General features: G+C 34.1%; 13 protein-coding genes. 6 read left to right on the top strand and 7 right to left on the bottom strand.

From position 1 onward, the window contains the following. The first annotated feature begins 1 nt into the window (after position 1). From ACU5DF_RS01700 to ACU5DF_RS01690, 3 genes are all read left to right on the top strand, one after another. Positions 2 to 316: a DUF2523 family protein gene (locus ACU5DF_RS01700; protein WP_446711560.1), complete on the top strand. Its 315-nt coding sequence runs from the start codon at positions 2 to 4 to the stop codon at positions 314 to 316. 1 nt (position 317) lies between these two features. Next, positions 318 to 1,280: a zonular occludens toxin domain-containing protein gene (locus ACU5DF_RS01695; RefSeq protein ID WP_446711559.1), complete on the top strand. Its 963-nt coding sequence runs from the start codon at positions 318 to 320 to the stop codon at positions 1,278 to 1,280. 235 nt (positions 1,281 to 1,515) lie between these two features. Then, complete coding sequence (locus ACU5DF_RS01690) at positions 1,516 to 1,728, top strand: hypothetical protein (RefSeq protein ID WP_446711558.1); 213 nt, start codon at positions 1,516 to 1,518, stop codon at positions 1,726 to 1,728. 272 nt (positions 1,729 to 2,000) lie between these two features. On the opposite strand, the gene yciH is transcribed toward ACU5DF_RS01690, so the two are convergent. Both yciH and ACU5DF_RS01680 read right to left on the bottom strand, forming a co-directional pair. Continuing rightward, positions 2,001 to 2,312 carry a stress response translation initiation inhibitor YciH gene (gene yciH, locus ACU5DF_RS01685; RefSeq protein ID WP_045103896.1) on the bottom strand — a complete coding sequence of 104 codons (312 nt, stop codon included), beginning with the start codon at positions 2,310 to 2,312 and terminating at the stop codon, positions 2,001 to 2,003. Positions 2,313 to 2,348: 36 nt separating this feature from the next. After that, complete coding sequence (locus ACU5DF_RS01680; protein ID WP_045103895.1) at positions 2,349 to 2,699, bottom strand: DUF3319 domain-containing protein; 351 nt, start codon at positions 2,697 to 2,699, stop codon at positions 2,349 to 2,351. Between the two features lie 150 nt (positions 2,700 to 2,849). On the opposite strand from ACU5DF_RS01680, the gene ACU5DF_RS01675 reads away from it, so the two are divergent. Continuing rightward, positions 2,850 to 3,764 (top strand): tyrosine-type recombinase/integrase, encoded by a 915-nt coding sequence (locus tag ACU5DF_RS01675; protein ID WP_446711557.1) that lies wholly within the window; start codon positions 2,850 to 2,852, stop codon positions 3,762 to 3,764. Between the two features lie 33 nt (positions 3,765 to 3,797). On the opposite strand, the gene ACU5DF_RS01670 is transcribed toward ACU5DF_RS01675, so the two are convergent. Together ACU5DF_RS01670 and ACU5DF_RS01665 are read right to left on the bottom strand one after the other, a co-directional pair. After that, positions 3,798 to 4,793 (bottom strand): D-alanine--D-alanine ligase, encoded by a 996-nt coding sequence (locus tag ACU5DF_RS01670; protein ID WP_446711556.1) that lies wholly within the window; start codon positions 4,791 to 4,793, stop codon positions 3,798 to 3,800. 51 nt (positions 4,794 to 4,844) lie between these two features. Beyond that, positions 4,845 to 5,399 (bottom strand): SPOR domain-containing protein, encoded by a 555-nt coding sequence (locus ACU5DF_RS01665; protein WP_446711555.1) that lies wholly within the window; start codon positions 5,397 to 5,399, stop codon positions 4,845 to 4,847. Between the two features lie 222 nt (positions 5,400 to 5,621). On the opposite strand from ACU5DF_RS01665, the gene ACU5DF_RS01660 reads away from it, so the two are divergent. Next, complete coding sequence (locus tag ACU5DF_RS01660) at positions 5,622 to 8,306, top strand: bifunctional acetate--CoA ligase family protein/GNAT family N-acetyltransferase (protein WP_045103892.1); 2,685 nt, start codon at positions 5,622 to 5,624, stop codon at positions 8,304 to 8,306. 262 nt (positions 8,307 to 8,568) lie between these two features. On the opposite strand, the gene ACU5DF_RS01655 is transcribed toward ACU5DF_RS01660, so the two are convergent. From ACU5DF_RS01655 to ACU5DF_RS01645, 3 genes are read right to left on the bottom strand one after another with little or no spacing between them, the layout of a single operon-like run. Next, positions 8,569 to 10,533 carry a sensor domain-containing diguanylate cyclase gene (locus ACU5DF_RS01655; protein ID WP_446711554.1) on the bottom strand — a complete coding sequence of 655 codons (1,965 nt, stop codon included), beginning with the start codon at positions 10,531 to 10,533 and terminating at the stop codon, positions 8,569 to 8,571. Then, positions 10,533 to 11,054: a YfiR family protein gene (locus ACU5DF_RS01650; RefSeq protein WP_446711553.1), complete on the bottom strand. Its 522-nt coding sequence runs from the start codon at positions 11,052 to 11,054 to the stop codon at positions 10,533 to 10,535. Before ACU5DF_RS01650 ends, ACU5DF_RS01655 begins: the two co-directional genes overlap by 1 nt. Continuing rightward, the gene (locus ACU5DF_RS01645; protein WP_446711552.1) at positions 11,044 to 13,116 is read right to left on the bottom strand and encodes a TonB-dependent receptor plug domain-containing protein; all 2,073 of its coding nucleotides are present in this window, start codon (positions 13,114 to 13,116) and stop codon (positions 11,044 to 11,046) included. Before ACU5DF_RS01645 ends, ACU5DF_RS01650 begins: the two co-directional genes overlap by 11 nt. A 229-nt stretch (positions 13,117 to 13,345) precedes the next feature. Between ACU5DF_RS01645 and ACU5DF_RS01640 the strand changes: the two genes are divergently transcribed. Further along, the gene (locus tag ACU5DF_RS01640) at positions 13,346 to 13,576 is read left to right on the top strand and encodes a hypothetical protein (protein WP_045103888.1); all 231 of its coding nucleotides are present in this window, start codon (positions 13,346 to 13,348) and stop codon (positions 13,574 to 13,576) included. The last annotated feature ends 19 nt before the right edge of the window (positions 13,577 to 13,595 follow it).

Below are 13,595 nucleotides of genomic sequence, written 5' to 3'. Positions count from 1 at the left end.
TATGGAATGGTTAGTTAGTTTATTTAATATAATAATTTCTTTTGCTTATTCATCGTTACTTAGTATTCCAAGAATGTTTAAAGATTTATTTTTTTGGATTGTAGAGCAATTTCTTGGTTTTGCTGAATGGCTCGGTAATTTAATATTATCTTTATTTGCACCGATTGACGTTAGTCAGTATTTAACTTCAATACCGCCTAATGTTAGCTGGGTATTTATGCAACTTGGTTTGCCTAATTGCTTGCTAATTATCGGTACTGCAATTGTTATTCGTTTGACATTACAACTAATTCCTTTTACTAGATTGGGTTCATAATATGATTAATGTAATAACCGGAAGACCAGGGGGCGGTAAAAGTTATGAAGCCGTCGCTTTTCATATCTTGCCTGCATTAGAACGTGGTAGAAAAGTTATTACTAATCTACCTTTGCAGCTTGATATGTTTGTTCAGATATTTGGTGCTGAGGTTCTTGAACTAATTAAGGTTGTCGATGGTCAGTTAAATGATTTCGGGTCTATGGATAGACCCTTTGCTAAGCATGAGGATTATCTTGACGAATGGAAAAATGAGCAAGGTCAAGCGCCATTATATGTAGTCGATGAATGTCACATGGTGCTACCTAATAAGAAGTTAGACTCTAAGATATTAGAGTTTTATTCCTTGCATCGGCATTACGGTATTGATATTACTTTGATAACTCAGAATGTTAGGAAAATGCACAAAGACATTCGAGATATGATTGAGATTCAATATATTTGTCAGAAAAATACAGCAATTGGATCTCAAACTTCATATACAAGAAAAGTTAAACAAGGCGTGTCTGGTGAAGTTGTAAATACATCAATTAGAAAATATAAGCCTGATTATTTTAAATTTTACAAAAGTCATACGGCTTCAAATAGTGCAGTAATTGAAGATTTGGCAGGTGATATAACTCCGTTGTGGAAGCGTTGGCCAGTTATTGGCGCGGGTATTATGTTTTCAATCGCATTTTGTTTAGTTTTGTTTATTATTTTTAAAGATAAGAAAGAGATAGCAGTTAAGACTCCAGAACTACAGCAAATTGAAATTAAAGTTGCGACTAAAGATAAAATAGACCAAGTTGATTTTAAGAAGCCAGTTCATCCGTTAGAAAAATTTACTTTCTTCGTTACAGGCCAATCTAAACAATTTGTAAGAGCAAGTCATCGAGATGATGACATTCCAGATTCTGCTTTAAATTTTTATAGAGTTTATATAGATGTTTATGAAAATAATAAACAAGTTATTTTCAGTTAATCAGCATGATTTGATAAAGCTCGGTTATACGTTTAAAAAAATGACAGATTGTTTTTATGAGATTAGTTATAACGAATACGTTGGTTTAATAACGTGCGGTGAGATAGCAGCTCCAAAAACTGGCATTGAAGCGTTGGGTGTGGATTTAATATAGTTATGTGATGCTTGCAATCAAATTTAATATTTGATTAGTCAAATTCGTGTTATGATTATCAATCAAAATGGAGAAATGATTATGCAAATTAAAGATTTGATTATGTTGTTTGATGCAGGTTCGTTGAAAAAAGCGAAGGTTGTGATTAATCCTTTAGGTTTTGGTTATAACCTTTTAATTGATAAGTATGTTCTTCAGACTCAGAGAGGCGGTGACCGTGTTTATAAAACGATTGACGCTGCTTGTGAGTCTGCATTAAAGATAGGTTTTAAACGTGTTGAGGTTTGTTTATGAGTGTTCAATGTATTTGTAGGAATGGGCGTTTTTTCTATCTGATAGATAGGAAAGCTCGTAGAATTAAATTAATACGCTAGTGCGCATTATATATCTTATGTTAAATAGGGTTTGGTGATGCTCAATGACCGCATGATTCTTCTTCCCCTCACTGTTGATTCTTTCAATAACAAGTAATTTAACCATAATCGTATTTACCATAAAATAGCTAATAATCACTAAATAATACTTCGTATTTATCGTGTAATTATTAGCCTGATTTATACTTTAGATTAACCGCCGGCTAGTTTGACCGTATGGCCTTGCTTAGTTAAAAATTCTTTAATCTTTTCGCGGTTGTCGCCTTGGATTTCAATGTTGCCATCTTTAATTGCGCCGCCACAACCACATACTTTTTTAAGTTGTGCAGCTAGTAGCTTAAGTTGTGCATCTTCCATATCGAGCCCAGTAACAACACAAACACCTTTGCCTTTGCGGCCTTTAGTTTCACGTTGAATACGAACAATACCATCACCTTTTGGACGCTCTTGTTTTACTTCTTCTTGTTTAATGCGGCCAATATCGGTTGAATATACTAAAGACATAATTAATCTCGCTTTTAAATGATGGTGAATTGTAAATTATTTTTCGTGTTTATCCAAAAAGGATTTTATTGAAGGTAAAAAACCTTTAAGTAATTTTCCATCATACATGCAATACCATTCTTTAGGTTCACCTGTATCGTTCTTAATCAAGAAACCGAGGTGATTATCGATTTGAATTTTACTTTTTTTATCATTCACCTCCGTTTCACCCATATCACCAAAAACCTTAGGTTTGATAATCGTGCCAGTTTCACTCCACCAATCGATGCTTTTTTTGATGGCACTTAAGTGACCGTGTAACACTTTGTTTTTTATTAAGACCTTCCAATCATCAGGAACTCCTGTCTTATTTTCTATGAAAAAACCTTTGTATAATGACTTCTGCATACTACTACTTATATACTTTATAGACACTTAATAAGCATTCATTATTTTATTCAATTATTCTAGTTAAAAGTTTCGATTTTGTGACCATATTTACGTTTTTATACAATGTGTTATAGTTAAGAAGATTAGAATAGTTATGGTGTATTAGAGATGGACAAAAGCCTTTTCCTTACAAGTGAACTTGATGTAGAAACCTTATCATCGTATTTGAAAAAGCAGTATTCTGACAATAGTCTGATCTCGTTTAAAAATGATTGGGTTAACTTTGTTGTATTTTGCCAGACACATCAAGTTATTGCTTTACCTGCGTCGACCACTGCTATTCGTATTTTTATAGAGAAACAAGCAAAAGAGAAAAAATTAGCTTCTATTAAGCGCTCATTAATTTCTATTTCTCATATTCACTCTGCATTTGGTTTTAAAGATCCAACACGAACTGCACAAGTGAAATCGGCATTAGGAAAAATTCAAATAGATAAGAAAGATGATAGTAAACAGACTGAAGGTATTACGGTAAATATGCTAGAAACACTAGCTCTTCAGTTAGCTCTATCTGATGAATTGAAAGATATTCGAGATTTAGCTATTTGGCATGTAATGTTTGAGCTATTACTTAAACGTGGTGAGCTCAGAGAGTTGCAATTAAAAGATATCTGCTTTGATGAGTCAGGTAAATATATGATCCAAGTTCAACAAAACTATTATCCATTATCACACGAGACTGGCCTATTGCTAGCTAAATGGTTGAATACCTCACTGATCTTTGATGGTTATTTATTTAGAGCTATAGATCGTCATCAAAATGTATCAGAAAAGAAGCTCAACGACTCATCCATTTATCGTATTTTTCGTCGAGCAAATGAATTACTTAATCTCGAAGTACACTTTTCTGGCTTATCTGCTCGTGTTGGTGCAACAAAAGAATTGTCAAAAAGTGGATATTCAATCCATGAAATTCAAGCTATGGGACGTTGGGTAAGCCCTGCAATGCCAAATCAATATATAGGCAATATTGAACGCTCAGAACAACAAAAGCAGCTTTTCAAAACTAAAAAGCCTGATTAGATAATCAGGCTTTGATATGTCTTTTTAATAATTTTATGATTTGAGAGCGTTAAGAATTGCTTTCTCTAGGAATGTTTTAAAACAATCGCCATTATGCTCTAATAGCTTAGGGAACATTGAGATTGGTGTCATTCCAGGGAAAGTATTTACCTCGTTTAAATAAATTTTGTTATCTTCTGTTAAGAAAAAATCGATGCGAGATAAATCTTTTAATTTCATTTGTTTAAATACTTTTTGGCTGTATTTATCGATCAAATTAATTTGTTCATCAGATAAATTGCTTGCCGTTAATGTGGTTGTTGAATGGCTACCACTACCGTATTTTTCATCATAAGTATAAAAAACACCATCAGGAGCAATAACTTCTCCTGGAGGGGTTGTAAATAGCTTGCCGTCAATTTCATAGGCTGCAACTTCCAACTCTCTTGGCTTCACTGTTTTTTCAATAAGTACTTGTTGAGAAAACCCGAAAGCATCATTAATCGCTTTCTCTAACTCATCCTCAGAAGTTACATTGTAACACCCAATGGATGAGCCTTGGCAAGCCGCTTTAACAAATAATCCACCCCATTCTTTAAACGCTGATAATGCTGAAGCATGTGTATCTTCATTATTTTCTGTCAAGAATAGATAAGGGGTATTGGGAATATCAAGCGCGTCATACCACAATTTTGAAGTGATTTTATTAAAGCTGTTTGTACTTGATTCAGCACCACAGCCTAAATAAGGAAGGTGAAGCATATCCAACATAGATTGAATGTCACCTGTCTCACCTGGATATCCATGAATGCAAGGAATAACATAATCTATACGGCCGCATTCAACATTATCGCAAACTAATGATTTATCAGAACGTAATTCATATTTTAGGTCTGAATCAATTTGAAACCAGCCATTATCTTTAATTTCTAGGTGAGTTATTTGAAATGTATTTAGTTCAGACAATTGCTGATAAATATATTTTGATGATACTAATGAAACTTCATGTTCGGTACCGCCACCGCCACAAAGTAAAAGGATATGAGTCATGCTAATCACTATAGGAAATAATTGGTGCACGGGAATGTGCACCAATTCAAATTAATTTAACTTATGTAGCTCTGGGTTATCTGAGCTTTTAATGCTGTTAATACTACGGACAAAAGGACCATATGCTTGAATTTCAGCAGGTAGTCGATGAATCGCTTTACGTGCTTCTGCAGGTGTAGCGAAGTCACCGTATAAAATGGTATACCAAGGCATATTATTAACTGTTTTTCTATTCATCCATACAGGCTGATCACTAGGAAGCTTTCCTGTATATGAGGAAAGGTCCGTTTTACGACTTAAAGCTAAAATCTGAAGTGTATAACCATAGCGGTTATGCATTTCTTTTTGTTTTTGAGTTGGTGGTAGGATCTTAATCTCAGACTCTGAACTTTTAACCATTACTGTTTCTTCTGGTGTAAGTTTTACCACAGGCTTTTCAACTTCTGCGGTGAGTTCTGTTTCTTCAAAAGTGGTAACTTCTTGCTCTATAGTTTGAGAGACTTGATAAACCTCTTCAGAAGATTCTGTTGTAATGTTTGTTGTATACGAGCTACTAGTACACCCTGCTAGCAGCGCGGTTAGCGTTATAGTTATGATTCTTTTCATTTTAATTCACATTTATGGTCCTACTGATTCTCTAATTTTGCACCTGATGTTAATCACAATCAAGTCTAAACCTAAGTAACCGTACAATTAGTCTCTGATTTGTGTACTGTTACCAATAATTAATGTGTTTTTGTGCGCTGGATTCTGTTTATATCAATTTAACAAAGGTAAATGATCCATACTCAGTTATCTTATTCTTATCTGAAGATTAAAGGAGCTGCAATGTCTGATTTACAACAACTTCTACGACCTCGCTCTATTGCTGTGATTGGAGCTTCAATTCACTCTGATCGTGCGGGACATATTGTAATGCGCAATCTTTTAGAAGGGGAATTTACTGGGCCAATAATGCCTGTTCATCCAATTTATCATTCTGTGTGCGGCATATTAGCCTACAGTGATATACCTTCCCTTCCAATTACGCCTGACTTTGCTATTTTATGTACGCCTGCAATCAAAAATATTAAGATTTTAGAACAGTTAGGTGAAAAAGGCGTTAAGCTAGTAATTATTCTTTCTTCAGATATGAACCTTCATTTTAATGACTCAGGAGAGCGTTTACCTCTTGAGGCAGCGTGTATTGCCAAAAAATATAATATGAGAATACTAGGGCCTAATAGCCTTGGCATAATACTTCCTTGGCTAAACCTTAACGCTTCTTTTTCACCAATTGAGGCTAATAAAGGAAATATTGCTTTTATATCGCAATCAGCAGCAGTATGTACGACTATATTAGATTGGGCAAAAGAGAAAAATATTGGTTTTTCTGCTTTTATATCTTTAGGCGATGGTATTGATATAGATTTTAGCGAATTGCTTGATGCTCTTTGTACCGACTCTAAAACTGATGCAATATTACTTTATATTGATTCAATAAAGGATGCGCGTCAATTTATGTCTGCAGCTAGAGCGGCTGCGCGTAACCGACGTATTTTAGTTGTAAAAAGTGGTCGTTCAGTGGCAGGAAGTAAAGCGGCACAGCTTCATACTAATGGCGAAATAAGCTTAGATGCTGTCTATGATTCGGCAATAAGGCGTGCAGGTATGTTACGAGTATCAAATACTCATGAATTATTTGCAGCAGTAGAAACTCTTGCCCATCCTATTGCATTTAGAGGTAACCGACTTGCGATAGTCACAAATGGTGGTGGCCCTGCAATTATGGCTGTCGATAGCTTAATGCAACAAGGAGGTAAATTAGCATCATTAACTGACCCTCTCCTTCAAAAGCTAAATCAGATATTACCGCATAATTGGTCTCATGCTAATCCTATTGATATAGGTGGAGATGCAAATGAGCAGCGATACTGCGAGACTGTCAATACACTTTTAGACAGCGATGATTGCGATGCCATCCTTATAATGCATAGTCCATCAGCGGTCTCAAATTCTACACAAACCGCATCAAAACTTATAGAATTAATCAAAAACCACAAACGTAAATTGAAGTTTACTATATTAACTAATTGGTCAGGAGAAGCTTCTTCAAAAGAAGCCCGCTTATTGTTTACACAAGCCTCTATACCTACCTATAGAACACCAGAAAGCTCTGTATCTGCTTTTCTTCATTTGGTTGAATATCATCGCAATCAAAAGCTCTTAATTGAAACCCCCGTCTCATCAGGGCATATCAATAAAGATGATGCGATTAAAGCAAGAGAATGGCTAGATAGCTGCGTTTCTGAGGATCTGGTTGAATTAGATACACACGAAACACAAACACTTTACTCGTGCTATGGTTTTAATACTCTTGATACCTGGATAACAGAAGAACCCGTTGAAACAGGATATGTAGCTGAAAATATTGGTTACCCTGTTGTAGTAAAACTGAGATCTCCAGATATCGCTCATAAGTCAGATGTGCAAGGGGTGATGTTAAACTTAAATACGAAAGAAGAAGTAATTCAGGCGTCTCAATCTATTATTGATCGAGTTTCGATCAGTTATCCATCTGCTAGGATCGTAGGCTTAAGTGTACAAAAAATGGCTCTGAGATCCGGAGCTCAAGAGTTACGAGTTAAGGTGTGTCAAGATCCTGTCTTTGGGCCTGTGATCTTCTTAGGTGAAGGCGGCTCTGAATGGGATCTTAACAATAATGCAGCCGTAGCTCTACCGCCACTTAATATGGCATTAGCTGAAAATTTAATAAAATACGCAATCAAAGAAGATATTATTCACAATCGAAATTCACCAAATAAAATGAGTATATTTGATTTGAGTGCCTTCCTTGTTCGAATTTCTCAAATGATACTTGATTGTCCAGAAATTATTGAGCTTGATATTCACCCACTATTAATTTCAGGCTCAGACCTAACAATTATTGATTCTTCAATGAAGCTATCATCATTTTCTGGTGATGCACATAAGCGTTTAGCTATTCGACCTTATCCAAATGAATTAGAAGAATATGCTGAGTTAAAAGACCACTCTTCAGTACTACTTCGTCCTATTCTTCCTGAAGATGAGCCAAAACATGCTGCATTTATTTCACAGGTATCACACGAAGATTTATATAAACGTTTTTTTTCTGACGTAGGTGAATTTAACCACGAAGCCTTAGCTAATTTCACTCAAATTGATTATGACCGTGAAATGGCTTTTGTTGCTACTAAAAGAGTTGATAATGAAGAAGTTATTCTTGCTGTTGCTCGTGCCTTATCTGATCCTCATAAAAATAATACCGAATTTGCAATTTTAGTAAGATCTGATCTTAAGGGATTAGGGTTAGGTAAAATATTAATGGAGAAGATCATCCGTTATTGTCGTAATCAAGGAATAAAATTTATGACTGGAATGACAATGCCATCAAATAGAGGGATGATAGGTTTAGCGCAGCATTTTGGTTTTTCTATTGATATACAAATGGAAGATGGTGTTGCTGAAATGCACTTAACTCTTAACTCTTAACTCAGATAGAAAAAAGGCCAAGATAAATGCTTTATTTATCTTGGCCTATATAGATATAAAATTGTTAAAAAAAGGTTATCTATATTATTTTGGTTGCTCTGATTTTTCTTTTTTTACCATAATTGCACCGGCGATAACAAAAGCAACTAATAATAAAATTTCCATTAAACTTATCCTATTTCTGTAAAAGTAAATAACGCGACTAATATAACATCAAATCAAATTAGGTAAATAGATTTAAATCAATTTTGTAAAAAAATTGTCATAGTTTGTAAAATTTGAACTGTCCTTTACCTGAAAGTTTTGCTTGATACATTGCATTATCAGCCTCTTTCAATAAAACATCGATGTCTTTTTCATCACTATATTGGGCAACAGTAATACCTATACTAATGCCTACTGATAGCCGCTCATTCTGATACGAGATTGGTTTTTGAATCACCTCTATTACTCGTGTAGATAGCATCGTTAATTGCTCTATACTTTGTACTGCGTTGATAAAAAGTACAAATTCATCTCCGGCTAATCGACAAGCTAAATCTTCTTGTCTCACGGCATGTTCCAAACGTTTCGCTACTACTTTCAGTACTTCATCACCAGCATCATGACCATAATTATCATTAATAGCTTTAAAGCCATCAAGATCTAAATAACATAGCCCTATTTGTCCAAAGAAATCTTTATTCACAGCAAGGGTTTTATTTACTATTTGATAAAATTTTGACCTATTTGGTAAGCCTGTTAATGAATCATGGTGAGCTAGATAATCTAAGCGCTCTTTTTCTTTAACATCAAATAAGTTCGTAAAAATGAAAATATAGCTGTCTTGACCTGTTTGTTCATCATCAATTATCTTGCTTGCTTTAACATAAAGTGGCAGCTCTTCACCAAGTTTATTTTTTTCTAATACTTCGCCATGCCACTGGCCGAATCGATATATAGATTCTGTAATGAGATCTGTTGATGTACTAAAATGATGCCCATCAAACAACTCTTTCATCGATAACTTCATTAATTCCTCTAATTCATAACCAAAAATAGCCGTAAATGCAGGATTCATTAATGTTAAGCTGCCATCTGCATCAAAAATCAGCACACCATCCTGGCTATTTTTAAATACATTCGCTGCTAATTTTTGTTGAGTTCGGCTCTTTATTGCTTCTGTCACATCCACCACAGATAACAATAACTGTTCTTTGTTAGATAGACTCCGAGTCGTGATCTGCAATGCAACACCATCTTTAGTATGAATTAATAAGTCATCAACTTCAGTACTGGTTTCAACTAACATAGACAGCATATTTTCTTCTAGAGGCTTTATGATGTCAGAAAGCAAAGAATCTTTAAGTGGAAGGTTTAGTGTTTGAGGAAATAATTTTTTTGACGCATCATTAGAAAGAAGTATCTTACCTTGATTGTTTACTGCAAATAAACCATGTTGAACGGCAGTAATGATTTGCTCACCAAAATCTCTTTCTTGCTCAACTTTCCCCAAAACAATATTTAACTGTTTTTGTCGCTCTTCAAGTTTATCTGCCATTTTATTAAATGATAAAGTAAGATCACCCAACTCATCGTGCGTTATCACTGAAGGTCTAACATTAAATTCACCTTTGGTTATAATACCTTGCATTGCTTGGTTCAACTTTGAAACTGGAGTAATAATCCATTGATGAATTTTTAAGATAAATAGATAACCGCAAACAATAATTAATCCAAACATGAAAAAAGATATCTGTAAGGTTTTATTCCTCATTTGTGTTAATTCTTGTTTTGATACAACTAATCGTATTTTAGCAATTTGTTCATTATTTAATGTTACAGGGATCAAAATATAGATCGCTGTATCACCAATAGCAAAACCATTAATGACAACTTCCTCTTGTAAAACAAGACTTGGGGCTTTCATTATTATCCCGTTTCGGTGGTATTCTGCAAACACTGAACCATCACTTTTTAGTAATCGAGCTTGCAAAATCTCAGCATCAACGCTAAATGCACTAAGAACTTCTTGTGCGGTTATTTCATCATCAAATAGCAATGCTGCTTGCAGGTTTACACTTACACCGTTTGTTAGTACTTTAATTCGATTAATAAGATTATCTTTCTGAATTTGATAGGTACTTATATAGTTATAACCTTGGAAAAGAATAAATAACACCATCGTAAACACAATGATCGGTATTGATAATCGCTGACGTAAAGAAGCTCTTTCTATCCATTTCATTAGTGATTACTCCCTTCAATGATCGATAAACGAAGCAGTTGAGAGCTAATCTTGAACGAGGCATTATTTAAATTATCTAAATTAATCGCTGGTTTCACTTTACCTTGTACCAGCCTTAACTCAATCATCCCAAGCTCTTTTGTAAAATTAGGTTTACTACTAATTGTAAGTGTATTTTTATTAAGTTTTTTTAAGAAAAAAGAAGACGTATTTTCATTTGCTATATATATATTACACTCAGAATTTAATATAGATTTCTCTTGAGGTTTAACACTAACATTTTGCCCTTGAATTTTTTTATTTTTACTAATGACAATCAATGTTTGTACGACAGGATCTTGTTTATCTCCACAGAAAGTGAGTTCTGAGCGTTTCTCTTCTCCCCACTGTATAAAGTTAGCTATTCTAAAAATATAGACGGCTTCTAACTGATGTCGTTGATAAGCAGCTTCAACTGCAAAACTACTAGAAAAAAAGCAAAGATAAGCAACAAAGAATGACTTTAGCCAATTAAAATTCATAAGACACCTTACCATAGATTGATTGCTCGGTTTGATAACCATGGCATGAACCGTCAAAAGTATACGTTGTTAACTCACATTTATTCGACATACCAATATTGGTCACAATAATCTCGACCAATGGTGCACTCTTATGTTTTTTCCAACCAATTCTTGTGTCTAATGATACTAAATTATCTATATCCACACCTTTATCTTTATAGTCAATATCTTTATATTTTAGTATAAAATCCCACTGAATGTGCTCATTTAATTGCCATAATAATTGGCTAGACAGCATATTTTGGTGATCAATTTCCCAATAATCATCAGAATCAGGTACGGCTAGATCTCCTTCAACACGCTTCTGTGAAAATGAAAAATAGCTATAGCTAGTATAGTTTTTAAGAACTGAATTAATATGCCACTCTATTGCAACTTCTCCGCCGTAAATTGTCGCATCATAATCATCATTTGTGTCATAAAACAGATATTCATAGCCATTATTATCAACTACATATCCCGTATAATCTGTTCCTCTAACATGCTCATACTTACTTATATATCCCGTTACATCAAAGTTCACCTTTGAATGTTCATATCTATAACCGATATCGAATGTAACGACATTTTCATTTTTAAGATTTTCATTAGGTAAATAAATATTTAAACCATCATTATATTGATAGTCATCATATTCAGTAAGATACACTGAAAAATAGGTAGATTTTTGCTCAAAGTAAGAAGGAGAAACAACCGCACGACCAATGCCTAACCATAATTTTTGCTTTTGATTAATACGGTAAAGAGAGCGAAACTGTGGAGAGACTTCAAAAGAATCATTTAGTGTAAAATATTCAGCTTTAATTCCTATTTGAGCTGACAAGTTTTCAGTTATTTCAATATCAAATTGAGTATAAAGGTTACTCACTGTATCGTATAAACTAGAGTCGTCAGAGAAGCGATTATAATAATCAATATTACTATGATCATATTCGTTTCCATCTTGTAATTGGATATCTACATATCGAACACCACCACCAAATAATGCCGTTATTGATGGTGTAACGTCAACAGTAAGCACTGTATCTAAATCAATGGCGTTGAATTCTCCATTTGCATCAGAAGAGTTATCATAATCATGCCAGTACCATAAATTAGTTTGCCATTGTGATTCTTCATAATCGGCATGATGAGTCACTTGACTATAAAATGAAGAGCTTTTTACATTTTTAAATGAATCGGTTCTTGTTCTTACTGGATCACTTAAATCAATTGTAAGCCAATCATAATATTGCTCAGATTTCTCACCACCAAATGAAAAAGTCCAAGATTGATTGCCCTCTTCAAGTTGGAACTTAACCCCTGCTGTTTGATTTGATATTGTATTATATTCATCAGTATCATAATTCTTTTGATACTCGTCGATCACAGAAAAAGCCTCTTTTGATTTATAGAATGCTCTTGCTGTTACACTATCATTAAACTGCAATCCATGACGAACTGAAACTTCTTTATATCCATGTTGACCATATGCAATTTGGCCATAACTACCTAATGTATCACTTGTGGATTTAGTAATAATGTTAATGACGCCATTTACAGCGTTCCCTCCCCATATAGTTCCACTAGGGCCTCTAATAATTTCAACTCTCTCAATATCAGCTAAGACATAATCAATATCTTCCCAATATGCCCCACCATAAATAGGATTAAATACACTTCGTCCATCAATCATTACTAGCATTTTATTAAATAAGCCATCATGAAAGCCTCGAGCTGAAATAATATCATTCGATTCATTAAATTGACTGACGTCCATGCCTGGAGCAAGAGAAAGGATATCTGCAATGGTTTTCATACCAGAACGAATGATCCGCTCATTAGAAATTACATAGATAGCAGCAGGAATATCGCTAATATGTTGCTCTCGCTTTGAAGCACTGGTCACATTAACTTCTAGCATTGATAAGTCTTCTAAACTCATTGACATAAGAGCATCAAGATCTGGATCTATTGATGCTAAAACTACCGGTGAGCTAAAAAATAATGTGATGTAAAAGAATAATCGTGTGTGCTTCATATTTTAGTGCCAATTAACCTAACTAACAGAAGTATAACTTAAAGTACACTATACCGTCTGTTATTTTTTTTACAATTGGTAAACAAGGTGATCTAACTAACATTAACTCAATGATGAACAGCGTAACTTGCTTAAATATCAATCATAGTTCTAACATGCTTAATCTGCTCCCTATTGATAAAAAGAATCAGTTAAGATAAATACACACTAATAATATTAATTGAATTATATGAAACTAACGATATGTGTTGCTTTAACAATTTATTTATTCTCTTCTACTTTATTGGCAAAAAGTGTTAATTCTTATTATAAGATGCATCAATCTAAACGATGTGAAACGCTAAATACCACGTTAGCACACGTAACAAAAGTGCTGAGCTTTAGTGAAGGAAAAGAGTACAAAGAAAAGTTAAAAGAAAAGAAAGCATTAAAAAAACTGCGTAAGGAAAAAGGATGTTAAAACAATAAAGCCAGCATAC

This window comes from Aliivibrio wodanis (assembly GCF_052920805.1).
The sequence above is the reverse complement of the archived record's forward strand: the minus strand, read 5'-3'. Positions and strand labels throughout refer to the sequence as shown.